The sequence below is a fragment of the Janthinobacterium sp. PSPC3-1 genome (genome assembly GCF_049896105.1).
Classification (GTDB): Bacteria; Pseudomonadota; Gammaproteobacteria; order Burkholderiales; family Burkholderiaceae_D; genus Janthinobacterium.
The window spans coordinates 1-26,587 of record NZ_JAFCTQ010000016.1; the positions used below are offsets into that span (position 1 = coordinate 1).

Here is a 26,587-nt window from a genome sequence, read left to right on the forward strand (position 1 = left end):
TTCTTGTTGTCATGTTCAACTCCTCAGGTGGTGTATTTTCCACCTATCGAGGTGTCCGAGCAAATTAGACCACAGCAACCTGCGGCTGCTGGAATTTGCCCATATGCTGGAGTTGACGCTCGGCGCAATACGGCTGGAAAAGCAATATGTCTTCAAGGAAGCGCCGCTGAAATACTTGAAGGATGCCGAATTCAACTTGCTCGACGTAATCGCCGGTGCCTACCGGCCAGACGATGTGCTGGCTTTTTTGCTGGCGGAGCTTGACTGCAGCAGAGGTTACGGCGACAACTTCCGCAAAAACATCACCATCGGCAAGGGCGTGCAGGGACGCTATCTGGCGGCGCTACAGGCGTATTTCCGCGTCGCTGGCCTCCCGAAAAAAACGCCGTTCCATCTCAACATCCTCGCAGCAGGCGATACGAAAGAAGAGAACCATGCATAAATCCCAACCAATCACCTTGCAATATGTGGTGGAGGAAAATTTGCTGTTCAACATCCCCATCTATCAACGCTTGTACGTCTGGGGCGCAGATCAGATCAAGATCCTGCTCGACGACTTGCTCGCCGCCTACGCCGGGAACAAAGATGTGTTCTACCTGGGTGGCACACTGGTCATTGAGCAAGGGGGTAGCCCGGGTAGCGCGGGCCGCATGTATGATCTCATTGATGGACAGCAGCGCTTCACCACGCTCTGGCTGCTGAGTATCGCCTTGCAGCGGCTGACGGTCCGGCGCCACAAAAATGAAATCAATCATCTGGCCAACTACCGTCATGTCCGGGCAGGCGAACTACTGGTGCCGCGCATCCGCTTCGCCATTCGACCCGAGGTGGGCGCCTTTTTTGATGCGCTTCTCAATGGCCGGGACACACCGGACACGCCATCGGCCAGCACGCTGAGCCATGCGATCAGCGAAATCGAAGCCTACTTCAACGCACATCGCGATGTGTGCCTGAGCGGCTTGAGCCAATTCATCTACCATCAGGTACAACTGGTACTGACGACGGTGCCGCCGCAAACCGACCTCAACAAGCTTTTTGAGATCATCAACAATCGCGGCGTGCAACTGCAGCATCATGAGATACTCAAGGCACGCCTGCTGGCGCAGGTACCCGACCAGCGCCAGCGCGAGATCCATGGCCAGTTGTGGGATGCCTGTTCGCACATGGACGACTATGTGGAAAAAAATCTGCGCGCGGTCACCGGACTGAAACTTGCGCCTCTGTTCAACAACGAAATGGCAAGCCAAGGCCGGGAAGCGCTCGCCGATCCGGAGCAGGTCCGCACCGCGCTGGCGGAAGTCTATCGCGCACGCACGGGGCATGCCTTGACACTGATGGATATCCTCTGCCAGTCCCACGAACTGCCTGAGGACACGCCTGTCAACCGCAACGAGGAAAGCTACGAAGCAGATCCAGTGCGCAGCATCATTACATTCCCTATGCTTTTGCAGCACGTACTGAGGATCTTTCTGCTGCAGCGCGGCAGGCCCGATATCGGCAAGGTGCTCGACAAGGAATTGCTGAGCATTTTCCAGACCCATTGGCTGGATGCCGTCCCTGCAAATACGGCGCAGAGTGCGACCGAGGTGCAGCAGTTCATCGACCTGCTTTGGCAATGCCGTTATCTGTTCGACAGACATGTCATCAAATGGGTGGAAGATGACGAAGATACCATCCATGCGATCCGCCGCCTGTACATCAACACCAGCAATGGTTATCAAAGCCTGGTCCGCAGCGGGGAGGCGAATACCGCGATGGCCATGCTGCAAAGCATGCTCTACCATTCGCAGCAATTGACCACGCACTATTGGCTGACCCCTTTTATTTACTATCTGTTGAAACACGGCGGCGGGCAAGCCCACCTATACCTGAAGTTCCTGGATAACCACCTGCTGTGCTCCAGCAGCGACGCGCCCTTGATCAGGCGCACCCGGCAGTTCCTGCAGCAACCGTGGCTGCGCGATATTCCTTTGCTTGACCTGCCGGCGGTGCTGGGAACTTCCGACGGGACAGGTTTCTCACACTATTGGTTTTACAAGCTGGAATACATCCTGTGGGAAAAGTACCGCCTGCAGAAAGGCGCAGCTTGGCAAGCCTTCCGGATGACAGCAAAGAATTCGGTGGAGCACGTGTCACCACAGAACCCGGAGCCATTTGATAGCAACAAGGTCGATTCGGCCACGCTGGACACCTTTGGCAACCTGGCCCTGGTTTCGCGCAGCATCAATTCCGAGTTCGGCAACAAGCCCTATCTTGTAAAAAGAGCCCACTTCCACGAACGCAATGCCAGTCGAGTCGATTCCCTCAAATTAGCGTTGATCTATGAAAATCTGACCTGGAGCGACGCTATCGCGTCGACGCACCGTCAGCATATGATAGCTGACGTCATTGAATACTTGAGCAACGTAGACAACGCAGTCCAGGATGTTTTTCTGTCCTGAAGTCAATGCCGAATGGTGATGGAGGCGACTTGCCATCGTCACAACCTTGACTGATGGGAAATTCCACGTTTTAAAAAACGCGGAATTTTCGGCGAATATTGAGTTGAGCGTTATAGAACGATGTAGCCAATGAATTTGTCCGATATAAAACTACATTTTTCGGACAGATTCGCGTCCAAAAAATATATAGAGCTGGTCGACAGCATGACGGCGGGCAATGATCTTGGCCTGACGGATGCTGTGACCGCCCTTGTCACCATCCACACCGACACGCGCCGCCGTACGACAACCACTTCAAGCCGGCCTTTAGGCGAGCGCAGATTTTCGGGATAAGCCGAGCGGCCAGGGGTTACGCGCAGCGTAGCCTTGTTAAACGATGTTACGCGCGGGTTGCCTGCAAGGTGGCCGGCACTATCGCCCAGTCGCTCAGCGACCAAGCGTGTCTGCGCGCGGCTGGAATGCGCATCCCAATTTTCGCGGAGGCGAAAACGTGACAAAACCAATCCCCAGATAGCACGTTCTCTATGCGCTGTAGAAACTTGACTGTCAAAATAGCTTGTGTCAACATAGGACATGACATGTCCCATATTGACACGGTGATAGCGATGGAAACCACACTCAAAGAGCGCCTGAAAAATACCATCAGAAAGTCGCGCCACGAGGTATTCTTACGTGACGATTTTACAAAACTTGGCGGTACCTACCGACAGTTGAGTCGCGCCCTGAGCGAACTGCAAAGTGAGCAAGTGGTGGTGCGGGCTGGATATGGTTTGTATATGCGCCCTATCTCGCGCGAGGTTGAACAGGGCATCGAACAGGTGCAGCGCCGCCTGGGCCGACGTACGCGCCGCGAGGTGACGATCAACGGCATTACCGTGCAATTAGGCGCGCCTTCATTCACACCCAACAAACAGGACGTGCAAGACCGTCGAAAACTCATGATGGCCAAGCGCATTCATGCACAATTTCCGATGTCCGTCATTCGCAGCCGCAGCCTGGAAAACATGGAGCGCTGGAAAAGACAAGGGGTATGGGTATCCGCTTTCGACGAGTGGCGCCAACTACTAAGCCAAGGCACGGATCAGCAGGTCCAGGCCGTCATGCTGGGTCTGGATGGAAAATCGAACCGCCTGCGCCAGTCCGCCCCTTATGCCGGGCTATTGACTCAGGCAGAGGTGGAGACCATTTGAATATCGAGCAACTCAAGCACTTGTTGCGTGCGTCAGCGGAAATCGTCGGCGAAGACCAATTCATTGTGATTGGCAGCCAGTCCATCCTTGGCAAGTACCCACACGCGCCGGCGGAATTTCTGTGGTCGGTAGAAGCCGATATTTACGCGAAAGACAATACGAAGGCGTCGCTGGAGAAGCTGGAAGCTATTGCAGAGTTGAGTCCTTTCCATGAAACCCACGGCATTTACGTTGACCCGGTGGATAAGAAAACAGCGGTGCTGGCGAAAGGGTGGATGGGGCGCCTGGTCAACATTGAAACGCACAGCAGCAAGGGCCAGAAGGTTACCGGACTGTGCCTGAATCCGGAGGATCTTTTTGTCTCCAAAGTGGCCGCGCACCGGGACAAAGATATTGAATTTGTAAAAACCATGATCGAACACGACATGGTCGACCATCAGCGGGTCATACAGCTGGCCGCCACGGTCCCAAATCCCGTCGATGATTTGGGGTTCTCGAAACGCATCATTGAGCGCATAGAACGGCTTTTTGCGGAGGTACCTGAAGATCAACGCACCCGCATCAACATAGCGAACGGCACATACACGGGCTATATTGTTGGCCTATCGGACACAGTGATACAGCAACTGACGATCGGTGACGAATACGTGCTACACCACGTCAGGCAGCTTACACCGCCCCTGCCGACCCAGGGAGACTTGTGCACGGTGAACTATAAAGGTGGAAAAGCTCAGGTTGTTATTCATGGCAGTCAGGAACAGGAAACAAAAGCTTCGAGCAAGCCGGACATTTCGTAGTCAAAAAGAGTTGCACCAAGCTGGTCACAGCGGTAACTGCTGCTCGCATTCGCCAGCACCTAGCAACCTTAGCGGTTGAACCTCGGCCAGCGCAATTTCGACTTCGACGCCATCCTCGTGGCGTATCCATGCCCGCCCTCCCCACCGGGACGGCGCCCGAGCAACAGGATACACTCGCGCTGCTGGTGCAGTACCACGACACCGCCACAGCGCCAGCGGCGGTGGCCAGTCTCGACGGCAGCGGCATTCAGCGTGGCGGCTTCCTGCGGCGCGGGCCCTGCACTGCCCTCTTCCACCGCAAGGGGCTCTCCTTGCCCAAATTTCTCGCCCAGGAAGGCACGTAGCAGCTTGACTGCGCCGCGCGTGATTTCCGGCTCGCCCTCGCCCAGCCAGGCCGCCACCGCGCCTGGCTGCGCCTTGTAGGCGGTCACCAGTTCATTGACGGTGGTCACGTCGCGCACTCTGCCCTGGTTAAACGCCAGGGCGATCGGCTCGGGCAAGTCCAGCAGGGCCGCGTGCTGCGTGACGAAGGCAGGCGACTTGCTGATATTGCTGGCGATCTGCCCGCGCTTGAGCCCCTTCGACAGTTCGCGGCCGATGTAGTTGGCGATTTCCCGCGCCGTCAGATCGTTGCGCTGCAGGTTTTCCACCACCTGGTCGGTCGCGCTATAGTCGTCGTCAATGAAGCCGGGAATGGTCGCCAGTTGCGCCAGCCGCGAGGCACGGTAGCGGCGCGCGCCATGGTTGATGATGTAGCGCCCGGGCCTGTCGGGATGGTGGCGCACGGAGATCGGCGTCTTGATGCCGCGCAGGCGAATCGAGGCAGCGAGTTCGGCCAGGCTGTGCGCCGTAAAGCCAGGACTCGCGGCCGAGCGCGGTTGCCCGGGATCTTCTTCGATATGGTCGAGCGGAAGCGCCAGCGGCCGTCCTTCCGGCGTGGGGTCCACACCCTCTTTCGGCTGCGCACCAATCTTTTTCATCGTGGCGCATTCGGATCGCCATACGCGACGAACCAGGTCAGGTAGCAAAAGACGGCAAAGTGCAGCAGCAACGCCAAGCCGGCACGCGTACCGGGCGTATCCCACAGCACCAATGTGCGCAGCAGCTGGAACAACACGTCGCACGCCATGATGAAGCGCAGCGCCGGCCAACACAGCACGACGATGAGCCACAGGATTTTCCGCAGACCAGGCCGTGCCGGCGGCGGCGGTGGTGCAAAAATCTGCACTGGCTTCGATTTCTCCTTGCCAGGAGCGGATGGAAACTGAATGATCTTAGCCATGTTCTACACTTTCGCGTCTGGCCTGCTGCACTGTGCAGCTGGTACGCCAACATTTCCATCGTCGCCCCGTCAGTTGTTAGCGTCTTTGATCCAAAACAAACTCAAGTTGCGCAGTTGGCGTAATTTTTTAGCAGCTAAAGTCAATTTGAGCGCTTTGTCATGGTCCGAGGCACGAAAGCATGCGCGCCATGTTGATCCAGTCGGCATCGCATGGGAAATCCGGTTGAATCACCGTTCCTGGCGTCGGATACTAAGCTCAGGAATTCGAAATAATGATCGTGCAGCGCTGGCGCGGCACACCGGACGATGGAGGCTGAAATGGAACATCCCGTGACGTGGGTCAAAATCAAGAAGTACGCCGAACTCACCGGCGACTCGGCGGCATCCGTGCACGCACGGCGGCGGTCTGGCAAATGGTGCGACGGCGTGCAGTGCAAGGTGGTCGATGAAATGCTGTGGGTCAATCTCGCCGCAGCGGAAAAATGGGTGGAGACATGGGGGCAAAGAACAGCGGTACGGGCATAGAACTGCGCAAGGGCGCGCGCTCGGAAACAATACGCATCGTGTTCCAGTACCAGGGCAAACGCTGCCGCGAGCCGCTGAAGCTGGACCATACCCGTAACAATATCGCGTACGCCAAGCGCCTGCAGGGCACAGTGGTGATCGCCATCGCACACGGCACCTTTGTGTATGAGGAGTTCTTTCCCGATTCGCTCACCGCCAAGCGACTGAAACAGGAGCAAGCCGACGCGCAGGCTGCCGCGACCGCCCGTCCGGTGGTACTGGTCGGCGACTTGCTGCGCGATTATTTGCAAATCGCCGAGCGCAACCTGGAACTGTCGAGCTTTAACTGCTACCAGCAGGTGGCGAAGAACCATCTGTTTCCGCAATGGGCAGACAAGCCGGCCGCCGAACTGACGACACGCGACCTGCGTAAGTGGATCATGGGCTTGAACGGCAAGAGCAAGACCATCCAGCTGATCCTGACCCCGATGCGCAACGCCATCGAACTGGGCGTAACGGAAGGCGACCTGGAGTCCAATCCCTTTGATAGCATCAAGCTGGGCAAACTGCTGCCCCGCGACCAGCGCGTCAGCAAGTTCAAGGCCGATCCCTTCAATATCGATGAGATGGAATGCATCCTGAATGCCTGCGAGCGCGACGACGAGCGCAACATGCTGCTGTTTGCCTTTTGCACCGGCATGCGACCATCCGAATATATTGCACTGCAATGGCCAGCCGTGGACGAGGGCCGCCATCAGGTCAGCGTGGCCGGAGCATTCGTCGACGGCGAATTGAAGGACCGCGCCAAGACACTAAACGGCCTGCGCACGATCGACCTGCGCAGCGGTGCACTGGCCGCGTTGCAGGCGCAGCATGTGTTGACGGGCGCGGGCGCCGGCACGGTGTTCCTGCACTCGCGCAGCGGCAAACCGTGGCAGGGCGACAAGCCCATCTACAACCGCTGGAAGCGCATCATCGAGGCCAGCGGCGTGCGCTTTCGCAACCCTTACCAGACGCGCCACACCTTCGCCTCCAACTTGCTCATGCTCGGTGCGCCGCCGCTATATGTTGCAACGCAAATGGGCCATGCGGATACGACCATGATCGTGCGCACTTACGGCAAATGGATCGCTGCGGGACTGGACCATGGACGCAGGGAACGGCTGCTGCGCCTGTATGCGCAGACAAACCCGCTGCGAAAGGGGGAATTCCCGAAGTATGACTAAAAGCGACTAGCAAAACGTCGCTGCGTAACTCAAACCGAAATGTGCGTGGGCAAAGGAAAAAAGCGCTTGCTAATTGACCACCTCATGACGGATAGGGATGCTGCAGAAGCGAGGAGGTATGCAATGACGGCGCAACCAGTTGCTGTGCGCTCTTGCTGTATTGGCTCGTTCGGCACTGAGTTCACCTGGCTGCCTATGCGCCCAGCCAGGCAGCCATTTATCAGCGGGGTCGACTCTACAAGCGACACAAGCAGTCATAAATACGAACCTGTGTGCCCGTAATCCATGCTACTAAAGAAAGTCCACGCTGGCCCAACAGAAAATGAAGTTCGCAGCCCAACTTGCCGCTATAAGACAAGTTTCGCCGCGCGTGCTTGCCGCCAGCCAGTACTGGCTGGCCTGCAGCGTCAACGTAGGTTCGATCCCATCTAATCTGTATTACTCAAGGGGCAGACACAAGATCGCCTCGCTCCGACGAGAAGTCGTTACTGGTAATTATGGCCTCTCTCTTGCGGCCTTCTCCCGCTTGGCTAAAACGTCAGCTTTTTCATGCTTGCTCATCCGCATCCATACACTCGGAGCTACCCTCTTCATGGCCTCCTGATACTCGCGCTCTTGTTTGCGCTTCTTTCTAAGCAGTTCCGCTTCGTCTATATCAGCCCACTTTTGGGGATTCTTCTTCCTATCGTTCGCTTGAAATATTAAAATTGCGACAATAAAAATTACAGCAAAAATTACCCAAAACATTTTAATCCCTTTATCGTAACCAATTTTTGCGGCGGCCAATAGCAAGTCTGCAAAGGACGAAAGGGCTAGTGTATGGGTTTGTTGCCCATATGGCCAGATGGAGATCTGGCACGCATGCTAAGCAACTTTGATGTAAAAACGGCCGCAGGAAGCGGCCGTATCGTTGCGGCTGGACAGTGGATTAAAATCCCATTGCCCCAAGTTTGCCCCAAGTTTGTATTGCGACAAGATGCATAATCTTAAGTCATTGAATACAAACGAAAATTTTGGTGGGAAGTGCAAGTTTCGAACTTGCGACCCCTGCAGTGTGAATGCAGTGCTCTACCCCTGAGCTAACCTCCCGAAGCGAGGCGAATTATCGCATACGTATTGCGCCATCTGCAAGGGCTGGGGCAAGAAATTTGCTCCGGCCCTGCTTTTATTGATCAGGCAGCGGCCGGGGTGCTGACGGCGGTCCAGATGCACTGGCCTTTGACGGTCTTGTCGAGGCCGGCGATGGTGGCTTCGTGGGCGGCGAGCTCGTCGGCGCTGGCGCTCTGGAAGATGACTTCGGCCAGCGGCACGATTTCCAGGATGGCGCCGTCGACGGGGGCGGCCACTTCTTCTTCCATGCTGAGGCTGTTCTGGCCGCGGGTCATGGCCAGGTACACGTCGGCCAGCAATTCCGAGTCGAGCAGCGCGCCGTGCAGCTTGCGGTGGGCGTTCGAGACGCCGTAGCGGTCGCACAGGGCGTCGAGCGAGTTGCGCTTGCCGGGGTGCATTTCTTTCGCTTGCACCAGGGTGTCGATCACGCCATGCACCTGTTCGTGCACGGGCGGCAGCTTCAGGCGCTTGAATTCGGCGTTCAGGAAGCCGATGTCGAACGGGGCGTTATGGATGATCAGTTCGGCGCCGGCGATATAGGCGCGGAACTCGTCGGCGATTTCGGCAAATTTCGGCTTGTCGCTAAGGAACTCGGTGGTCAGGCCGTGGACGGCCAGCGCGCCCTCTTCCGAATCGCGCTCGGGATTGATGTAGTGGTGAAAATTATTCCCGGTCAGCATGCGGTTGTTCAGCTCGACCGCACCGATCTCCAGGATGCGGTCGCCCGTGCGCGGGTTCAGGCCGGTGGTTTCAGTATCGAGAACAATTTGACGCATGAGGCACTCACATAAAAGCAAAAAAGCGAAGGACGCAGTATAGCAAACCTGCGTCCTTCATTTACGGCCTGTAGCCGGCTGGCGACAACGCTGGCGCGAACTTATGCGCGCACGGTTTCCACGCCCAGGTTGGCCAGTTGGTCGGCCCGCTCGTTGCCCGGATGGCCGTTGTGGCCGCGTACCCAGCGCCATTCCACCTGGTGCACGGCCTGGGCCGCATCGAGCGCCTGCCACAGGTCGACATTTTTGACCGGCGCCTTGGCCGCCGTCTTCCAGCCGCGCGCCTTCCAGCCGTGGATCCACTCGCTGATGCCCTTTTGCACGTACTGGCTGTCGGTGTACAGTACCACCTGGCAGGGCCGCTTGAGCGCCGTCAGGGCTTCGATCACGGCCTGCAATTCCATGCGGTTGTTGGTCGTGTTCAGCTCGCCGCCGTAAATTTCCTTCTTCGCGCCATCGGCCACCATCAGCGCGCCCCAGCCGCCCGTGCCGGGGTTGCCCTTGCATGCGCCATCGGCGTAAATCTCTACCTTATCCATGTTCCTGTTCCCGCCTTTTATTGGTAACCGGTGCGCCTGCGGGCGCCGTCGCCGGTTTCTTGGTCCACGCCGGACCGATCAAACGCATCCCTTTGACGCGCTTGATGGCCTGCACTATATACACTGCGCCCAGATATGGCCACCAGCGCGCGCCAGCCTTGTCCATGTAGGCGTGGCGGCGCAGCCATTTATCGGTCTTGCAGGCGGGCGCGTAGCAGCCGAAATGGCTGCGACTGACGCCCATGTTCAGCAATTTCAGCCAGTCCTTCATGCGCGGCATCGAGATCAGCTCGCCTGCCCTGGGCAGGTAATGCCGGCCGGTGATGCGGGCCAACCCCTGGCGCGCGCCCCACAGGCTGGCCGGATTGAAGCCGCAAATGATCAGCTGGCCTTCAGGGATCAGCACCCGCTCGACTTCGCGCAGCACCTGGTGCGGCTCGGCGGCGAATTCGAGCACATGCGGCAACACCACCAGGTCCAGGCTGTGCGAATCGAAGGGCAATTCGTCAAACGCGGAGACCAGCTTGAGCGCGCTGCCCTGCGGCTGGCTGGCCGGCAGGCGCGCATCGATCTGCCATTTGTTGGGCATGCGGCTGGCGGCCAGCGCGTCGAACTGGGGCAGGCCCAGCTGCACGGCGTTAAAGCCGAAGATATCGACCGTCAGGCTGTCCAGGCATTGCTGTTCCCATTGACGCACATACAGGCCGGCCGGCGTCTGCAACCAGCCGTCAAGCGCTATAATGGATTTTTCGGATGCCGCACTGTCCATTCAGTTTTCTCTCTTACACATGACCAATTCCCCTGAACACGCTTTATCGGTACTTGCCGTGCCCGCCTTTAACGACAATTACCTGTGGCTGATCCATGACGGCAAGCAAGCCGCCGTGGTCGACCCCGGCGACGCCAAACCCGTCCTAGCCGCGCTCGCCGCGCATGGGCTGACGCTGTGCGCCATTCTACTGACGCATCACCATGCCGACCACACCGGTGGCGTGCCTGAATTGTTACAGCATTTCGCCGTTCCCGTCTTCGGTCCGCGCAACGAGGCTATCACAGCCATCACGGAACCGCTGGCCGAAAACGATGTCGCCCTTGTCGCCGCATTGGGCCTGCAGCTGACCGTGATCGACGTGCCCGGCCATACCAAGGGCCATATCGCCTATGTGCGCCAGCGCGGCGAGGCCAATGGCGCACCGTGGCTGTTCTCCGGCGACACCCTGTTTGCCGGCGGTTGCGGCCGCCTGTTCGAAGGCACGCCGGGCCAGATGGCCGACTCCCTGGGCAAGCTGGCCGCCCTGCCCGACGATACGCTGGTGTATTGTGCCCACGAGTATACCCTGTCCAATCTGCGCTTTGCCAGCGCGGTCGAGCCTGGCAACCTGGCGCTGCAGGAACGGGTGGCCATCGATACGGAAAAGCGCCAGCAGGGCTTGCCGACCGTGCCGTCGACCGTGGGCCTGGAAAAAGCCACCAATCCCTTTTTGCGCTATCGCGAGCCGGCCATCCTGAGCAGCCTGAAAGTGGCCGGCAAGCTGGGCAATGACGCGTCGCCGGTGGAAGCGTTTGCGGCGCTGCGCATGTGGAAAAACAATTTTTAAGTTGCCGCGACATCTGCGCACGTAAAAAATCCCGGCATGCCGGGATTTTTTCATGCGCAGTACGGTAAAAATCAGATTTCTTCGTACAGCGGCAAGGTCAGAAATTCGGCAAACGATTCCGAGGTCGACATTTCCTCGAAAATCTGGCCGGCGCGGACATAGGTCGGGCCGTCGCCGCCCGGCGCATCGCGCTGCACCTTGGCCAGCTCTTCCGGGATCATGGCGCGCACCATCTCGGCGGTGACCTTGCGGCCGTCTTCCAGCACACCCTTGCTGGAACGGATCCACTGCCACACTTGCGAGCGGCTGATCTCGGCGGTGGCCGCGTCTTCCATCAGGTTGTGGATCGGCACGCAGCCGTTGCCGGCCAGCCAGCTGCCCAGGTAGTGGATGCCGACATTGATGTTGTAGCGCAAGCCCGCTTCCGTGATCGGCGCTTCCGGCTGGAAGTTCAGCAGGTCGGCCGCCTTGACGTCGATGTCGGGGCGCTGCTTGTCGATCTGGTTCGGCTTGTCGCCCAGCACTTTCGTGAACTCGCCCATGGCCAGTTCCACCAGGCCCGGATGGGCGACCCAGCCGCCGTCATAGCCATCGGTGGCGTCACGCGCCTTGTCGTTGCGCACGCCGCCCATGGCGACATCGTTCTTTTCCGGATCGTTCTTGATCGGGATCAAGGCTGCCATGCCGCCGATCGCCGGCGCACCCCGTTTGTGGCAGGTTTTCAGCAGCAGCAAGGCGTAGGCGCGCATGAAGGGCGCCGTCATGGTGACCTTGGCGCGGTCGGCCAGGCAGAAGTCCTTGTCGAGCTTGAATTTCTTGATGCACGAGAAGATGTAATCCCAGCGGCCCGCGTTCAGGCCCGAGCTGTGTTCTTTCAGTTCATACAGGATTTCATCCATCTCGAAGGCGGCCAGGATGGTTTCGATCAGCACGGTGGCCTTGATGGTGCCTTGCGGCAGGCCCAGCTCATTTTGCGTCATGACGAAAATATCGTTCCACAGGCGTGCTTCCAGGTGCGATTCCATTTTCGGCAGATAGAAATACGGGCCGGCGCCGCGCGCCAGCTGTTCCTTGGCGTTATGGAACATGAACAGGGCGAAATCGAAAATACCGCCCGAAATGCGCTTGCCGTCGACCAGCACGTGTTTCTCATCGAGGTGCCAGCCGCGCGGACGCACCACCAGGGTGGCGATCTTGTCGTTGAGCTTGTACGACTTGCCGTTCTGCTCCAGCGAGATGGTCTTGCGCACGGCGTCGAACATATTGATCTGGCCCGTCAGCTGGTTGTCCCAGTTCGGCGTGTTCGAGTCTTCGAAGTCGGTCATGTAGCTGTCGGCGCCCGAATTGAAGGCGTTGATCACCATCTTGCGCTCGACCGGACCGGTGATTTCCACGCGGCGGCATTCCAGCGCCTTCGGAATCGGTGCAATTTTCCAGTCGCCGTCGCGGATATGCGCGGTTTCTGGCAGGAAATCAGGACGCTCGCCCGCATCGAGGCGCCTGGCGCGCTCGACACGCACGGCCAGCAATTCCTGGCGGCGCGGCTCGAATGCGCGTGTCAGCTTGGCCACCAGCGCCAGCGCCGCGGGCGTCAGGATCTGTTCGTAACCAAGCTGGATCTCGCCCGTGATTTGCATGCCTTCCGGCAAAGCGATGGGGGATTGCGTCATGATGTTCTCCGTTATAAGTAAGGGTAATCTGGCAGGCAAAGTATAAGCGGTAGCGATGTTGCGGCACGGTCGTTTCGCGTGCTGTTGTTGTATAGTATATTCACTATTAGGCATGGAAACGAGATTAAAAATCACTTCATCCATGCGTTTTTGTCACAAGTGAAAGGGCATCATGGGACAGTTCAGGCAAATCTCCACTTTTGTGGAAGTGGTCGCCAAGGGCAGCCTGTCGGCCGCCGCGCGTGCCGAGGGCATTGCGCCGGCCATGATAGGACGCCGGCTCGATGCGCTTGAACAGCGCCTGGGCGTCAAGCTGCTGCAGCGCACCACGCGCAAGCTGGCCCTGACCAATGAAGGCGCGGCCTTTCTGGAAGACTGCCAGCGGATTCTGGCCGAGCTGGAAGAGGCGGAACTGGCGGTGGCCGAGCGCAGCGTGAAGGCCAGCGGCCACCTCTTGATTTCCGCGCCGGCCGGCTTTGGCCGCCAGCATGTGGCGCCGCTGATCCCTTCGTTTGTCGCCGAGCACCGCGACGTGACGGTGGCGCTCAACCTGAACGACCGCCTGGTCGACCTGATCGGCGAAGGCATCGACGTGGCGATCCGCATCGCCAGCCTGTCCGATTCTTCCCTGGTCAGCACCAAGCTGGCCGACAATCACCGCGTGGTGGTGGGCGCGCCCTCTTACCTCAAGCGGTCCGGCACGCCACGGGTGCCGAGCGACCTGATCAAACACAATTGCCTGGCGATCAGCGGCGAAGGCAGCCAGCGCGGCTGGACTTTTCGTGAAAACGGCAAGAACGTGACCTTGAAAGTGGCCGGCAATATGGTATGCAACGACGGCGAAGTGCTGCACGACTGGGCGCTGGCCGGCAAGGGGCTGGCCTGGCGCTCGATGTGGGAAGTGGGGGCGGAGATAGAATCGGGGCAACTGGTGACCATGCTCGACCAGTTTGCCGCGCCCGGCAACGATATTTATGCGGTGTTTGCGCAGCGGCGCCATCTGCCCTTGCGCATACGGGCGTTTGTGGATTTTTTGCGGCATAGCTATTCGCAGCCCGAATACTGGCGCGAACGGGCTATCTGCGGACGTCGGACCAAACCTGCTGCGCGTCGGCATAGGCGGCCTGCAGTGAAGCATAAACGCGCCGAAAGTGCGGCGCAGCCCACGACACTCGCAAAAATCGTACTTCACGGAAATTCAGGCGAAAAAAAATCCTCGGAGACCGAGGATTTCTTTATTTCGTTTGATCCAGCGTATTAGATTGGCTGAATGTTCGAAGCTTGCTTGCCTTTAGGGCCAGCGGTCACTTCAAAAGAAACGCGTTGGTTCTCTTGCAGGGACTTGAAGCCGTTCGACTGGATAGCCGAGAAGTGAGCGAACAGATCTTCGCCGCCTTCGTCAGGGGTAATAAAGCCGAAACCCTTCGAATCATTGAACCATTTTACGATGCCAGTTGCCATTACAATTTCCTATTTCAGTTAAGTTGGGCTTGCGCCCGTTATATCGTTTGAAGCAAGAAAGAAATGACAGACAAACTGCACTACTACCTCGAATCCAACGATGCCCAATTATACCAACAAAACCGGGAAAAACCATTTTTTCGCAAAATAAACTTGCGAGGCCTACTTTCATAGTCAAAACAGCCAAAATCCCGGTCTTGCGGCACCGCTGAAGCAGCGGTATGGAGACACTATATCCTAATCCGAGCCGCATACGCTTTGCGTTGTATCAAATATATCATTTGAACCACGCTTCTCGAACATTGTCATTCAGGCCGTGAAATGCGTGGCGGCCGGGTCCCTCGCGGCCCAGCGCAGCAAGGCGCCGACCTGCGTGCTCAGCAATGGCCACTCCGCCAGCACATTGCCCGGCTCGTTCAACAACTGGCGCGCCAGCTGTTCCAGGCGCCGGCATTCCTGGCCCAGGGTGGCAAAGCCGAAGGTGGCAGCCGAACCGGCCACCGCGTGCAAGGCATGGTGCAAGGCGGTCAGCGGCTCCAGGCGCGGCCCTTCGCTGTCGCAGCGCGCCTGGGCGGCGGCGATCGCCTGCATCAGCGCCGGCACGCTGGCCGCATATTTGTCATTCAGGGCGCGCAAGCGGGCGCGGAAATCGGGGTCGATCAAGGTTGCCATGTTGGTGATACCCGTGAGTGAATTATTTGGTGCCGAAGATACGGTCACCGGCGTCGCCCAGGCCCGGCACGATATAGGCATGCTCGTTCAGGTGCGAATCGAGCGCGGCGGCAAACATCTTGACGTTCGGATGGGCGTTCTGGAACACGGTCACGCCTTCCGGTGCGGCCACCAGCGCCAGGAAGATGATCTGCTCGTCGGAGACGCCACGCTTCTTCAGCACGTCGACGGCGTACACGGCCGAGTTGCCGGTGGCAACCATCGGGTCGCACAGGATGAAGGTACGCTCGCTCGGGTCCGGCAGGCGCACCAGGTATTCCACCGGCATGTGGGTGGCCGGATCGCGGTACACGCCGATATGGCCGACCCGCGCCGATGGCACCAGGTTCAGCAAGCCGTCGCTCATGCCGATGCCGGCGCGCAGGATGGGCACGATGGCCAGTTTCTTGCCGGCGATCACGGGCGCGGCGATCGTCACCAGCGGCGTCGTGATTTCGCGCGTGGTCAGCGGCAGGTCGCGCGTGATTTCATAGCCCATCAGCAAGGTGATTTCCTTGAGCAATTCGCGGAAGGTGCGCGTCGACGTGTCGTGCTCGCGCATATGGCTCAGCTTGTGCTGGATCAGCGGGTGATCGGTGATGAACAGATTGGGAAAGCGTGGATCTTGTTTCATGTGCTTGTGTCTTTCGTCAAGCGCGGCGCGGCGGCAAGGGGCCTGGCCTGCGCATAGCTATCGATTGGTGGTGTATGACCGCATTATCCCAGCCTCAAGCGTTGCTGTGGCTGGAATTTACGAAATAATTACAACAAGTAATATTCACGATTCGCGCAAGGCGCGCGCCAGGATGGCCGTGCAATCGGTGCCGGCGGGCAAGCGTCCATAGGCGCCGCCCGGCGCGTGGGCCAGCCGCGAGGCAACAAACGCCGTGGCCACAAAGCCGGGCGCGTGGCGCAGCAGCAAGGCCGCCTGCACCGCCAGCACGATGCGCTCGGCCAGCCCCCGTGCGCCGAACTCATCGGTATCTCCCTGTTCCAGCGCCTGCAGCAATTGCGCACGATAGGCAACGAAGACCGCATCCGCATCGCCGGCCAGCGCCAGTTCCGCCGCCAGCGCCGTGCGCGCGGCCGGCGAGCGAGCCAGCGCGCGCAGCACGTCCAGGCACATCACATTGCCCGATCCTTCCCAGATCGAGTTGACGGGCAATTCGCGGTACAGGCGCGCCAGCGGCGTTTCCTCCACATAGCCGGTGCCGCCCAGCACTTCCATCGCCTCCGCGCCAAAGCCGGGCCCGCGCTTGCAGATCCAGTATTTGCCGGCCGGCGTCAGCACGCGCGCCAGCGCGGCCTGCCCCTCGTCTTCTTTTTCATCGAAACAGCGCGCCAGGCGCATGGCGAACACGGTGGCCGCTTCCGATTCCAGCGCCAGGTCGGCCAGCACGTTCTGCATCAACGGTTGTTCGGCCAGCACCTTGCCGAAGGCCATGCGCTGGCGCGCGTGGTGCAGCGCCTGGCTCATGGCGGCGCGCATGATGCCGGTCGTGCCCAGCACGCAATCGAGCCGCGTATGACTGGCCATCTCGATGATGGTCGGTATGCCCCTGCCCGCCTCGCCCACCCGCCAGCCATAGGCGCCGGCAAACTCCACTTCGGCCGAGGCGTTTGAACGGTTGCCCAGCTTGTCTTTCAGGCGCTGCACGCGGATCGCGTTGCGGCTGCCGTCAGGCAAGTAGCGCGGCAGGAAAAAGCACGACAGGCCCGCAGCGCCCTCCTGCGCCAGGATCAGATGGGCATCGCTTTGCGGCGCCGAGAAAAACCATTTATGGCCGACGATGCGGCAAGCGTTGGGCGCCTCGTCGCCGAACAGCGCTTGCGCCTCGGCCAAGGGCAGCGCCTCGGCGCGCGTGGTATTGCTGCGCACGTCGGAGCCGCCCTGCTTTTCCGTCATGCCCATGCCGATCAGCGCGCCGCGTTTCCGCTCGACCGGCAGGGAACGGGGATCGTAGTCGCGGGAAAGGATTTTCGGCAGCCAGCGCGCCATGATCTGCGGCAAGCCCGTTGCCTGGCGCAGCGCCGGCACCGACGCAAACGTCATCGTGACCGGGCATTGCGCACCGTTTTCCAGCTGCCCTACTAATATATAGGCGGCGGCGCGCGCCACATGGGTCCCGGTCCCGGTCCCGGCGCCCGACCACGGCGCCGCGTGCAGTCCCGCGCTGACCAGCACTTCCATCAGGTCATGCCAGGCCGGGTGGAATTCCACTTCGTCGATGCGCCGCCCGCCGCGGTCGAACTGACGCAGTTGCGGCCCATGCGCATTGGCCAGCCGCGCCAGCGCGATCAGCTCGGCACTGCCCAGCCGCTCGCCCAGCATATCGAGCCCGCCAGATGCCGCCTCGCCGCCTTCGCGCCGCACCGCTTCCTGCAGCGCCGGATCGCAGGCAAACAGGTTGATGCCCTCGAAAGGCGTGGCCTGGTTGAACACTTCATGCGTATTTTCTGGCAGATGACAAGCATTCATGGCGGTTCCCCATCGCGGTTTGCTATCATGGCGGACTGGTCTGGCAGGCGGCACGCAATAGTGCCAGCCTACCTGCGAGACTAGCGCAAAGGCAGGGCCCCGGCAAGCGTGACGCCGGTACGTCCCTGCGATTCAGGATGAACAACACTCTTTCTATTACTTGAAGGAATGTTGCTCAATTTCATGTTTTTGCCTGGTTTTCAATGATACATTCCCTATAAATCGGGTTCCAGCGAGAAGGTCAGGCGATTTATTGCCGTCCTGTCAAGCTGATTCCCTTTACCAGGCGTGTTGCCCATGAGGCGGCGCGCCATGCGCAATGATTTTGCTCGCCGCCATGCGCATAGTTGGGCGGCAGCACTGATAAAGGTAAAGCCAGCACGATGTTTTCCAGTACCCCATCCGCCGCCCACCGCGAGACACGCCACGAGCTGGACAACCTCATGGAAGAGGCCGGCGATATCGTGTTCCGGCTCGATGCGGACGGCGTGATCCTGTTTGCCAGCAAGCGCGCCGCCACCCTGTTCGGCGCACCTGCCGGCCTGGTCGGCCATTTGCTGCTGCCGCTGGCGGCCGAAGCCTCGCGCGCCGCGCTGCAGGCGGCGCTGCAGGATGCGCTCGAAGTACCGGGCCGTCTGGAAGTACGGCTGCAAACGCCGGAACAGGAAATCTGGTTCGAGCTGCGCTTGTCTTCCTACGCCAACCAGGCCGGCGTGGCCGAGTTGCTGGTAGTCGGGCGCGACACCTCGGCCCAGCACAATACGGAAGAGCGGCTGCGCCATATGGCCACCCACGATGCCCTGACGGGGCTGCCGAACCGGCTGCTGCTGTCGGACCGCATCCGCATGGTGATCGCCCAGGCGGCACGCTCGGGCCAGGGCTTTTCGGTGGCCACCATCGGCCTCGACGGCTTCAAGAAAGTCAATGACGGCCTGGGCCACCCGGTCGGCGACGCCGTGCTGCGCCTGGCCGCCGCCCGCCTGCGCAAGACCTTGCGCGACAGCGATACCCTGGCGCGCGCCGGCGGCGATGAATTCGTCGCCGTGCTGCCCGGCAGCGCCACCGATGCGCAGATCAAGCTGGTCACGGGCCGCTTGCTGGCCACCCTGCAGGCGCCGTTCGAAGTCGATGGCCACAAGATCTACGTGGGCGCCTCGATCGGCGTGTCGATTTATCCGCTGCATGCGGAAGACGAAGTGCGGCTGGTGGCGCTGGCCGACGCGGCCATGTCGCGCGCCAAGGAAACCGGCAAGGCGCGCTGCCTGATCTACAGCCCGCGCCTGAACGGCCCCTCCGAACACGATATCTCGCTCGAGGCGGCGATGTTCCAGGCCGTGCGCGAAGGCGAATTTCTGCTGTATTACCAGCCCATCGTCGACGCGCGCACGCGCCAGATCCAGGGATTCGAAACGCTGATGCGCTGGAAGCACCCGACCCTGGGCCTGGTGCCGCCGGTGCGCTTTATCCCGATCGCCGAGGCCAATGGCCTGATCAACCTGCTGGGCGCCTGGGCGCTGAAAGCGGCCTGCGTGCAGCTGCGCCAGTTCCAGGAGGTGGCGCAGCGCCACCTGTATATCTCGGTCAATATCAGCCCGCGCCAGTTCCGCAACGATAAATTCCTCGACGTGCTCGACGATGCGCTGGCGTTTTCCGGCCTGTCCGGCGAAAACCTGGTGCTGGAAATTACCGAAGGCACGCTGATGATCGACCCGGTGCACGCCGAAGCCATCCTGGTCAAGATGACGGAGCGCCGCGCGCGCATCGCCATCGACGACTTCGGCACCGGCTACTCCTCGCTGGCCTACCTGAAGCGCTTTCCCATCTCGGTGCTGAAGATAGACCGTACTTTCATCAAGGACTTGCCCGAATCGAGCAAGGACGCCGCCATCTGCAACACCATTCTCGACCTGGCCAAGCACCTGAACCTGTCGGTGGTGGCGGAAGGCGTGGAAACTGAAGAACAAATGCATTTCATCGAATCACGCGGCTGCCGATATGTGCAGGGCTACCTGACCGGCAAACCCATGCCCGCCCACGCGGCGCTCTCGGCCTTGAGCGAAAAAACCTATGCGGCGCTGGTGACTGCGCCGCCTGCCAATCAACCGCGCGGAGGTGTGCAATGAATCCTGGCCACTATACGGCGCCGACCCAGCTCGGCAGGAACACCCTGGAACTGCTGTGGTCGCGCACGCGCCAGCAGGGCGACATGCCCGGCTTTGCCAAGGCCATCAGCGCCATACTGGGCGCCATGCGCGGCGAGGACGATCACGCCTTCGACATGACGCAAACCGTGCTGTCGGACCCGGTCCTGACGCACAAGGTGCTGCGCCTGGCCAACAGCGGCATGTACTCGGCCTTCGGCCAGCGCGTCAACACGGTGTCGAAAGCGGTGCTGGTGCTGGGCCTGGACGCCATCGGCCACCTGGCGCTGGGCCTGAAACTGATCGAGGAATTGTCGCAGGCGACGCCGGATTCGGTCAGCGCCCACGTCGAGATGGAAAAAGCGGTCCTGGCCGGCATGGTGGCCCAGCAAGTGGCCACCAGCGCCGGCAGCCTGCAGGCCGAACAGGCCGTGGTGTGTTCGATGCTGCATACGCTGGGCCGCATGATGATCACCTTCTACATGACCGACTATTGGGCGCGGCTGCAGGCGCATGGCGGACCCGGCAACGAAGCGGCGGCGGCGCCGGAAATCCTCGGCCTGAGCCTGCCCGAAGTGGGTTATGCCACGGCCGCCCACTGGGGCCTGCCGCAGCACCTGATCGACGGCATGCGCCCGCTGGCGCCGATGCAGCCCGATGAGGTCGTCAGCGGTGCCGACTGGATGGCCGGCCTGTCGACCATGGCGGCGCGCTGCGCCGATTCGCTGTGGCACGACGACGCCAACGGCGCGGCCGAAGTCCATGCGCTGATCGGCAACTACGCCGGCATGCTGGGCATGCAGCCTGAAGCGGTGGTGGAAGCTGTGGAAAAAGCCAAGGTCATGGCGGCTGCCGATCTCACCATCGCGCCGCTGTCGAAACCGATGGAGCGGCGCGCGCGCCAGCTGGCGTCGACCCGCTTGCGCGCCGAAGGCAACCGCATCCTGACCAGCGGCCTGCTGGACCTGCGTGGCGCCATCGGCACCGCCAATCCGGGCCAGATGGTCTCGATGGCGCTGGAAACCCTGCACCAGGGCTTTGATTTTTCGCGCTCGGTGGCCTTTGTGCGCAACCACAAGGAACATCTGTACTCGGCACGCATTTGCATGGGCGAAGGCGCGGCCGCGCTGCAGGACCTGATGGTGTTCGGCGACGCCTACGAGCCGAACGTGTTCCATGCGGCGCTCAATAGCGACCGCGTGATCTTCATCGACAACGCGCGCGACCCGAAATTCGCCGCCAAGCTGCCGCAATGGTGGAAGTCGACCCTGTCGGACGCGCGCAGCTTCGTGGTGCTGCCACTGTCGGCAAACGGCCACCCGACGGGATTTTTATACGGCGACTGGGACGACAGCTTCCCGCCGATCCAGCTGAACCAGACGGAATTCAACCTGATCAACGATATCCGGGCGTTGCTGGTGCAGTCGGTGGAGATGCGGCACCAGCTGGAATTGGTGACGAATAAAGTAGCGTAAGATTTTACCCCCCGACGGCGAAATGCCGGGGCCATGCGCCACAAGCACAGCGGCAAGACGTATTAAAGCCCATACGTCCGCAAAGGCGCACCGGGCCAAGCGGGCCTGAAAAATGTCGAGGGCAAGGCGCAGCGACGCAGGCAGTACGCATGTACGACAAGGAGCTGCAACGCCGCCATCGGCATTTTCTCAGGCCCGTTTACTTCAATTTCGGCGTCGAAACAGCCACATCACCGCACTGCGCCCGATGCATCAGCGCATGATCGATCAGCACCAGCGCCAGCATCGCTTCGGCGATCGGCGTGGCGCGGATGCCCACGCAGGGGTCGTGGCGGCCAAAGGTTTCCACCATCACCGGGTTGCCCTCTTTATCGATCGAGCGGCGCGGGGTGCGGATAGACGAGGTTGGCTTGATGGCGATCGAGACACTGATATCCTGCCCGGTCGAAATCCCCCCCAGCACGCCGCCGGCGTTATTGCCGACAAAGCCTTCCGGCGTCAGTTCGTCGCCATGCTCCGAGCCCTTTTGCGCCACCGAATCGAAACCGGCGCCGATTTCCACGCCCTTGACCGCATTGATGCCCATCATCGCGTAGGCGATGTCGGCATCGAGCTTGTCGTAGATCGGCTGGCCCAGGCCCACCGGCACGTTCTGCGCGATCACGTCGATGCGGGCGCCGATGGAGTCGCCGTCGCGGCGCAGCTGGTCCATCGCCTCTTCCATGCTGGCGATCAGCGCGGCGTCGTCGCTGGCGGCAAAGAAGGGATTGCCGTGCACGTGTTCCCAGGACCGGAACGGCACGGGAATGTCGCCCAGCTGGCTCATGCAGCCCTTGAACGTGGTGCCGTACTGCTGCAGCAGCCATTTCTTGGCGATCGCCGCCGCGCCCACCACCGGCGCCGTCAGGCGCGCCGACGAACGGCCGCCACCGCGCGGGTCGCGTACGCCGTATTTGTGCCAGTAGGTATAGTCGGCGTGGCCGGGGCGGAAACTCTCGGCGATATTGCCGTAGTCCTTGCTGCGCTGGTCTTCATTGCGGATCAGCAAAGCGATCGGCGTGCCGGTGGTCACGCCCTGGTAGACGCCCGATAAAATTTCCACCGTATCCGATTCCTGGCGCTGCGTCACGTGGCGCGAGGTGCCAGGCTTGCGGCGGTCCAGCTCGGGCTGGATATCGGCTTCGGACAACACCAGCCCGGGCGGACAGCCATCGATCACGCAGCCGATGGCCGGACCATGCGATTCGCCGAAAGTGGTAACAGTAAACAGCTTGCCAAAAGAGTTGCCGGACATAGTAGGGAATATGAAAGACTGGAAAACGCCATTCTACCAGCCCATGCCCCGCCCTACCCCTCCTGCGGTTGGCCGCCACAAAGTTTCGGCAGAAAATGTGGAGCAACAGTTACAATCATGCAAAGCTGCAAATATTGCTGCAATGAATAATCCTAAAAAAAACTTTTGCCTTGTTAAATCGCTATATACTTGGATCAAGACAGTTGGAAAAATGGTCGGCCTTCGATGTCGTGCCCTGTGTTTGCCGATATGCCTACCTTACTGAGCTCTGGAGAAGTTAACTACATGCCCGCACCGATCACTCCCCTTGATGCCGACAAGGACGATCACGACGACCTGGTATTCCTTGATGAGCAGCCTGCCGCGCCGGCCAGTACCAGTGCGCGCAGCGTGTGGCGGGTGATGATCATCGACGACGATGAAGACGTCCATTCCACCACCACCTTTGCCCTCGGCAACCTGGAGATGCAGCACCGTCCGCTCGAGTTCGTGCACGCCTATTCGGCCGGCCAGGCGCGCGAATTGCTCAAGCATGAAAGCGATATCGCCGTCATCCTGCTCGACGTGGTGATGGAACAGGACGACGCCGGCCTGCACCTGGTGCGCTATATCCGCGAAACGCTGAAGATGAGCGATGTGCGCATCATCCTGCGCACCGGCCAGCCCGGCTATGCGCCGGAAATCGACGCCATCCGCGATTTCGACATCAACGACTACAAGACCAAGTCCGAGCTGACCCGCATCAAGTTGTTTACCACCGTCACGGCGGCCATCCGCTCATACGAGCAGATCCGCTCCATCAGCAACAGCCGGCGCGGCCTGGACCGCATCGTCCACGCCAGCACCCAGCTGATGGCGCTGCACGGCGTGCAGAATTTCTCGGCCGGCGTGCTGGCACAGGTGGCCGACCTGCTGCATATCCGCGCCGACGGCGTGCTGTGCACCCAGGAAGTCAACGACAAGGGCAAGCGCAGCCTGCTGGTGTGCGCCCATGCCGGCTGCTTTTCGGGCGTGGCGCACGGCGCCCTGTGCAGCGTGGACAATCCGCGCATCGCCGCCGCCATCGAACACGCGCTGGCGCAGCGGCGCAATGTGTATGCGCACGATTACGCCACCTTGTATTTCGCCGGCAAGTCCAGCCGCGATTCGGCCGCCTACCTGCTGCTGCCGCGCCCCTTGACCGCCATCGAGGAAGGCCTGCTCGAAGTATTTTGCAGCAATGTCGCCGTCGGCCTGGACAATGTGGAGCTGGTCAGCCACCTGCATAATGCGGCGTTTTATGACCAGTTGTCGAAGTTGCCGAACCGCACGCGCCTGGTGGAAATCCTCGACGCGGCGCTGGCCGGCCCGGCCCGCGACGACGCCACGCTGTGCCTGGTCGACCTCGACCATTTCGCCGAAACCAATGATGCGCTGGGCCACAAGTTCGGCGACCTGCTGCTGCTCGCCGTGGCGGGCCGGCTGCAAACCCAGCTGGGCTCGCAACTGACGGTGGCGCGCCTGGGCGGCGATATCTTTTGCGTGCTCGGTGACGCGTCACAAGTCAATCCGGCCCAGATCCTGGCCCTGTTCCAGACGCCGTTCAGCATCGACGGCCAGGACGTGCAATTGTCGGCCACCCTGGGCCTGGTGCGCCTGGGCGAGCATGCGGGCACCGGCGCCGACGCGCTGAAGGACGCCGACATCGCACTGAAACGCGCCAAGACCCAGCAGCGCGCCGGCCACTTCTATTTTTCGCGCAGCATGGGCATCGAGATCCGCGAGCGCGTGCGCATGATGCATGCGCTGCGCACCGGCTTTGCGCAAGGCCAGCTGTTTGTCGTCTACCAGCCGCAGATCGACCTGTCGACGCGCCGCCCGGTGGGCGCCGAAGCGCTGCTGCGCTGGCAGACGCCGGACGGCAAGTTCATCTCGCCCGACCGCTTCATCCCGATCGCCGAATATTCGGGCATCATCATCGACCTCGGCGAATGGGTGCTGCGCACGGCCTGCCGCGAACTGGTGCGGCTGCGCGAACTGGGCCACCGCAATTTCGTCATGTCGGTCAATGTGTCGCAGGTGCAGTTCCGCCATCCGCTGTTCCTCGAGATGCTGCGCCAGGCACTGGAAGACACGCAGGCGCCGCCCGAATTCGTCGAACTGGAAATCACCGAATCGATGGCCATGGAAGAACCGGACCTGTTGATCAAGATGCTGTGGCAGATCAAGCAGACCGGCGTGAGCATCGCCATCGATGACTTCGGCACCGGTTTTTCCTCCCTCTCCTACCTGCAGCGGCTGCAGGTGGACCGGCTGAAGATCGACCGCGCGTTCGTCACGGAAATCACCGGCTCGGCACGCGGCAGCAGCATCGCCGAGATGGTGATACAGCTGGGCCGCAACCTGGGCCTGGCGGTGATCGCCGAAGGCGTGGAAGACGAGCGCCAGGCGCAGATTCTGCAGTCGCTCGGCTGCCCGATCGCGCAGGGCTTTTTGTTCGCCCGGCCGATGACGGCCGATGCGCTGGCCAGCTGGCTCAGCGATGAAGCGATGCAGGGCGCGGCCTGACGAGATTACTTTCCAAACGACAACGCCGGCAATGCCGGCGTTTTTCATGCTGCCGCGACCCGTGGTCAGTCCGGCGTTTCGGCCGGCCAGTCGCGGATATAGGCCTTGAGCATCTGGTTTTCAAAGCTTTGCGCTTCGAGCACGGCGCGCGCCACGTCATAGAAGGAGATCACGCCCAGCAGGGTCTTGGCGTTCATCACCGGCAGGTAGCGCGCATGCTTTTCCAGCATGATGCGGCGCACTTCATTGACCTCGGTATCCGGCGTGACGGTGATCGGGTGGTCATCCATGTGCTTGCGCACGGTGCCGCCGCCGATCTGGCCCGCGTTTTCGTGCAGCGCATTGAGCACCTCGCGGAAGGTCAGCATGCCGACCAGGTCGCCAAATTCCATGACCACCAGCGAACCGATGTCTTTTTCCGCCATGGTATTGGCCGCATCCAGCAAAGGCTGGTCGGGCGTCACCGTGTAGAGGATGTTGCCCTTGACTTGGAGAATTTCAGATACTTTCATATTGGCCGTCCTGTCCGCGTGAGAGTGGTATTGTAGTTGTTCTGAGCCCTGATTGGGACTGTAGCCTATGCCTGCCAAAAAATCCAGCCTTGCGGTCAATCAAATCCCACAGGAAAGCTTCCAAGCCACCCTTGTCACCCTCATCTACGCGCGCCGGCGTAGCCAGCCGGCCAGCGACAGGCGCTCGCGGGCCGTCGGCAGCACCTCGTGCAGCATCTCGGCCGACAGGAACATCACCATGCGGCCCGCTTCGGGCAGGATATCGCGGCTGGCCTGCCCTTCGGGATGCAGGCGCAGCGCGCCGCCCTGGCCGGGCAGCCAGTCGTCATTGAGGTAAATCACCACCGACACCGTGCGCTGATCGTCGTCGCGAAAACGGTCCAGGTGGGCGCGGTAAAAGGCGCCCGGCGCATAAAGGGCGAAATGGCTTTCATATTCGTCCAGGCCGAGGAACAGTTCACGGTTCAGCTGCCGGCGCAAGGCGTCCATCAAGGCCAGGTACTGGTCGCAGGCGTCGGACTGGCCCGCTTCCAGCCAGGCGATGCTGTCGCCGCGGACGGTGCTGTCCACGCCAGGCGTGCGGCCGCTGCCGGTGCCGGCCGCCTTCATGCGGCCATCGCCGCGCGCCTGCACGCATTGCGCGGCCAGCTGGCGGCTCAGTTGCGGGGAAAGAAAGCCATCGTGCTGCGACCAGCCATGGCGGTGCAAATCATCGAACGACAGCTCGCATGCGGTGGGCGAAGTCAGCATCATGGCGAATCTTTCCTGGTGGACGTGCACCTGCACGTGCCGTTGCGCGCGCAGTCTAAGCCCAGGATTTCCGTGAAACGCATA

At 60.7% G+C, this 26,587-nt stretch carries 25 protein-coding genes, 1 tRNA gene and 1 pseudogene; 11 read left to right on the plus strand and 16 right to left on the minus strand.

Features of this window, described 5'->3' with window-relative positions:
• Together ACP7B7_RS17275 and ACP7B7_RS17280 are read left to right on the plus strand one after the other, a co-directional pair.
• Positions 1 to 442: hypothetical protein (locus ACP7B7_RS17275; RefSeq protein WP_426077443.1), on the plus strand; the 442-nt coding region annotated here is incomplete at its 5' end.
• Positions 435 to 2,441 carry a DUF262 domain-containing protein gene (locus ACP7B7_RS17280; RefSeq protein ID WP_426077444.1) on the plus strand — a complete coding sequence of 669 codons (2,007 nt, stop codon included), beginning with the start codon at positions 435 to 437 and terminating at the stop codon, positions 2,439 to 2,441. The genes ACP7B7_RS17275 and ACP7B7_RS17280, both read left to right, overlap by 8 nt.
• 110 nt (positions 2,442 to 2,551) lie before the next feature.
• Here ACP7B7_RS17280 and ACP7B7_RS17285 read toward each other — a convergent pair whose 3' ends face one another.
• On the minus strand, positions 2,552 to 3,016 hold the full coding sequence (locus tag ACP7B7_RS17285) for a hypothetical protein (protein ID WP_426077445.1): 465 nt from the start codon (positions 3,014 to 3,016) through the stop codon (positions 2,552 to 2,554).
• 3 nt (positions 3,017 to 3,019) lie between these two features.
• Between ACP7B7_RS17285 and ACP7B7_RS17290 the strand changes: the two genes are divergently transcribed.
• Both ACP7B7_RS17290 and ACP7B7_RS17295 read left to right on the plus strand, forming a co-directional pair.
• Positions 3,020 to 3,631: a hypothetical protein gene (locus ACP7B7_RS17290; protein ID WP_426077446.1), complete on the plus strand. Its 612-nt coding sequence runs from the start codon at positions 3,020 to 3,022 to the stop codon at positions 3,629 to 3,631.
• Complete coding sequence (locus ACP7B7_RS17295) at positions 3,628 to 4,428, plus strand: DUF6036 family nucleotidyltransferase (protein ID WP_426077447.1); 801 nt, start codon at positions 3,628 to 3,630, stop codon at positions 4,426 to 4,428. The genes ACP7B7_RS17290 and ACP7B7_RS17295 overlap by 4 nt, the downstream gene beginning before the upstream one ends.
• A gap of 68 nt (positions 4,429 to 4,496) precedes the next feature.
• Here the strand turns inward: ACP7B7_RS17295 and ACP7B7_RS17300 are convergent, their stop codons facing one another.
• Positions 4,497 to 5,408 (minus strand): ParB/RepB/Spo0J family partition protein, encoded by a 912-nt coding sequence (locus tag ACP7B7_RS17300; protein WP_426077448.1) that lies wholly within the window; start codon positions 5,406 to 5,408, stop codon positions 4,497 to 4,499.
• Positions 5,405 to 5,710 carry a KleE stable inheritance protein gene (gene kleE / locus ACP7B7_RS17305; RefSeq protein ID WP_426077449.1) on the minus strand — a complete coding sequence of 102 codons (306 nt, stop codon included), beginning with the start codon at positions 5,708 to 5,710 and terminating at the stop codon, positions 5,405 to 5,407. Before kleE ends, ACP7B7_RS17300 begins: the two co-directional genes overlap by 4 nt.
• Positions 5,711 to 6,028: 318 nt before the next feature.
• Between kleE and ACP7B7_RS17310 the strand changes: the two genes are divergently transcribed.
• Together ACP7B7_RS17310 and ACP7B7_RS17315 are read left to right on the plus strand one after the other, a co-directional pair.
• Positions 6,029 to 6,235, plus strand: a complete 207-nt coding sequence (locus ACP7B7_RS17310) for a hypothetical protein (RefSeq protein ID WP_426077450.1) — start codon at positions 6,029 to 6,031, stop codon at positions 6,233 to 6,235.
• On the plus strand, positions 6,205 to 7,440 hold the full coding sequence (locus ACP7B7_RS17315; protein WP_426077451.1) for an Arm DNA-binding domain-containing protein: 1,236 nt from the start codon (positions 6,205 to 6,207) through the stop codon (positions 7,438 to 7,440). Before ACP7B7_RS17310 ends, ACP7B7_RS17315 begins: the two co-directional genes overlap by 31 nt.
• 495 nt (positions 7,441 to 7,935) lie before the next feature.
• Here ACP7B7_RS17315 and ACP7B7_RS17320 read toward each other — a convergent pair whose 3' ends face one another.
• From ACP7B7_RS17320 to ACP7B7_RS17340, 5 genes are all read right to left on the minus strand, one after another.
• A complete protein-coding gene (locus tag ACP7B7_RS17320) occupies positions 7,936 to 8,226 on the minus strand; it encodes a hypothetical protein (protein WP_426077452.1) in 291 nt (96 codons plus the stop codon).
• 228 nt (positions 8,227 to 8,454) lie between these two features.
• Positions 8,455 to 8,529 (minus strand) — tRNA-Val (locus ACP7B7_RS17325).
• Between the two features lie 83 nt (positions 8,530 to 8,612).
• Positions 8,613 to 9,326 carry a DNA polymerase III subunit epsilon gene (dnaQ, locus tag ACP7B7_RS17330; RefSeq protein WP_308921536.1) on the minus strand — a complete coding sequence of 238 codons (714 nt, stop codon included), beginning with the start codon at positions 9,324 to 9,326 and terminating at the stop codon, positions 8,613 to 8,615.
• Positions 9,327 to 9,427: 101 nt separating this feature from the next.
• Positions 9,428 to 9,865 (minus strand): ribonuclease HI, encoded by a 438-nt coding sequence (rnhA, locus tag ACP7B7_RS17335; protein ID WP_308921537.1) that lies wholly within the window; start codon positions 9,863 to 9,865, stop codon positions 9,428 to 9,430.
• Positions 9,858 to 10,634, minus strand: a complete 777-nt coding sequence (locus tag ACP7B7_RS17340) for a class I SAM-dependent methyltransferase (RefSeq protein WP_308921538.1) — start codon at positions 10,632 to 10,634, stop codon at positions 9,858 to 9,860. The genes rnhA and ACP7B7_RS17340 overlap by 8 nt, the downstream gene beginning before the upstream one ends.
• A 19-nt stretch (positions 10,635 to 10,653) precedes the next feature.
• Here ACP7B7_RS17340 and gloB point away from each other — a divergent pair, with 19 nt between their 5' ends.
• Entirely contained in the window at positions 10,654 to 11,463 is an 810-nt protein-coding gene (gloB, locus tag ACP7B7_RS17345; RefSeq protein WP_308921539.1) for a hydroxyacylglutathione hydrolase, read from the plus strand.
• Between the two features lie 71 nt (positions 11,464 to 11,534).
• Here the strand turns inward: gloB and aceB are convergent, their stop codons facing one another.
• Positions 11,535 to 13,133 (minus strand): malate synthase A, encoded by a 1,599-nt coding sequence (gene aceB / locus ACP7B7_RS17350; RefSeq protein WP_426077453.1) that lies wholly within the window; start codon positions 13,131 to 13,133, stop codon positions 11,535 to 11,537.
• A 172-nt stretch (positions 13,134 to 13,305) separates the two neighbouring features.
• On the opposite strand from aceB, the pseudogene ACP7B7_RS17355 reads away from it, so the two are divergent.
• A pseudogene (locus ACP7B7_RS17355) lies at positions 13,306 to 14,208 on the plus strand (LysR family transcriptional regulator); the annotation flags it as partial.
• Positions 14,209 to 14,390: 182 nt separating this feature from the next.
• Here the strand turns inward: ACP7B7_RS17355 and ACP7B7_RS17360 are convergent.
• The 4 genes from ACP7B7_RS17360 to ACP7B7_RS17375 all read right to left on the minus strand — a co-directional run bounded on the left by ACP7B7_RS17360 (position 14,391) and on the right by ACP7B7_RS17375 (position 17,784).
• Positions 14,391 to 14,594: a cold-shock protein gene (locus ACP7B7_RS17360; protein WP_010398811.1), complete on the minus strand. Its 204-nt coding sequence runs from the start codon at positions 14,592 to 14,594 to the stop codon at positions 14,391 to 14,393.
• Positions 14,595 to 14,903: 309 nt separating this feature from the next.
• Positions 14,904 to 15,266: an Hpt domain-containing protein gene (locus ACP7B7_RS17365; protein WP_308921542.1), complete on the minus strand. Its 363-nt coding sequence runs from the start codon at positions 15,264 to 15,266 to the stop codon at positions 14,904 to 14,906.
• A 22-nt stretch (positions 15,267 to 15,288) separates the two neighbouring features.
• Positions 15,289 to 15,939, minus strand: a complete 651-nt coding sequence (gene upp, locus ACP7B7_RS17370) for a uracil phosphoribosyltransferase (protein WP_308921543.1) — start codon at positions 15,937 to 15,939, stop codon at positions 15,289 to 15,291.
• Positions 15,940 to 16,083: 144 nt separating this feature from the next.
• Positions 16,084 to 17,784: an isovaleryl-CoA dehydrogenase gene (locus tag ACP7B7_RS17375; protein WP_426077454.1), complete on the minus strand. Its 1,701-nt coding sequence runs from the start codon at positions 17,782 to 17,784 to the stop codon at positions 16,084 to 16,086.
• A 383-nt stretch (positions 17,785 to 18,167) separates the two neighbouring features.
• Between ACP7B7_RS17375 and ACP7B7_RS17380 the strand changes: the two genes are divergently transcribed.
• The gene (locus ACP7B7_RS17380) at positions 18,168 to 19,907 is read left to right on the plus strand and encodes a putative bifunctional diguanylate cyclase/phosphodiesterase (RefSeq protein ID WP_426077455.1); all 1,740 of its coding nucleotides are present in this window, start codon (positions 18,168 to 18,170) and stop codon (positions 19,905 to 19,907) included.
• Positions 19,904 to 21,400, plus strand: a complete 1,497-nt coding sequence (locus ACP7B7_RS17385; RefSeq protein WP_308921546.1) for an HDOD domain-containing protein — start codon at positions 19,904 to 19,906, stop codon at positions 21,398 to 21,400. The genes ACP7B7_RS17380 and ACP7B7_RS17385 overlap by 4 nt, the downstream gene beginning before the upstream one ends.
• A gap of 199 nt (positions 21,401 to 21,599) precedes the next feature.
• Here the strand turns inward: ACP7B7_RS17385 and aroC are convergent, their stop codons facing one another.
• Positions 21,600 to 22,694, minus strand: a complete 1,095-nt coding sequence (gene aroC, locus ACP7B7_RS17390) for a chorismate synthase (protein ID WP_308921547.1) — start codon at positions 22,692 to 22,694, stop codon at positions 21,600 to 21,602.
• Positions 22,695 to 22,979: 285 nt separating this feature from the next.
• On the opposite strand from aroC, the gene ACP7B7_RS17395 reads away from it, so the two are divergent.
• Entirely contained in the window at positions 22,980 to 25,241 is a 2,262-nt protein-coding gene (locus ACP7B7_RS17395; protein ID WP_426077456.1) for a putative bifunctional diguanylate cyclase/phosphodiesterase, read from the plus strand.
• A gap of 65 nt (positions 25,242 to 25,306) precedes the next feature.
• Here ACP7B7_RS17395 and ACP7B7_RS17400 read toward each other — a convergent pair whose 3' ends face one another.
• Both ACP7B7_RS17400 and ACP7B7_RS17405 read right to left on the minus strand, forming a co-directional pair.
• Positions 25,307 to 25,753 carry a CBS domain-containing protein gene (locus ACP7B7_RS17400; RefSeq protein ID WP_065309015.1) on the minus strand — a complete coding sequence of 149 codons (447 nt, stop codon included), beginning with the start codon at positions 25,751 to 25,753 and terminating at the stop codon, positions 25,307 to 25,309.
• Positions 25,754 to 25,897: 144 nt separating this feature from the next.
• On the minus strand, positions 25,898 to 26,506 hold the full coding sequence (locus ACP7B7_RS17405; RefSeq protein ID WP_308921549.1) for a 2OG-Fe(II) oxygenase: 609 nt from the start codon (positions 26,504 to 26,506) through the stop codon (positions 25,898 to 25,900).
• Between the last annotated feature and the right edge of the window lie 81 nt (positions 26,507 to 26,587).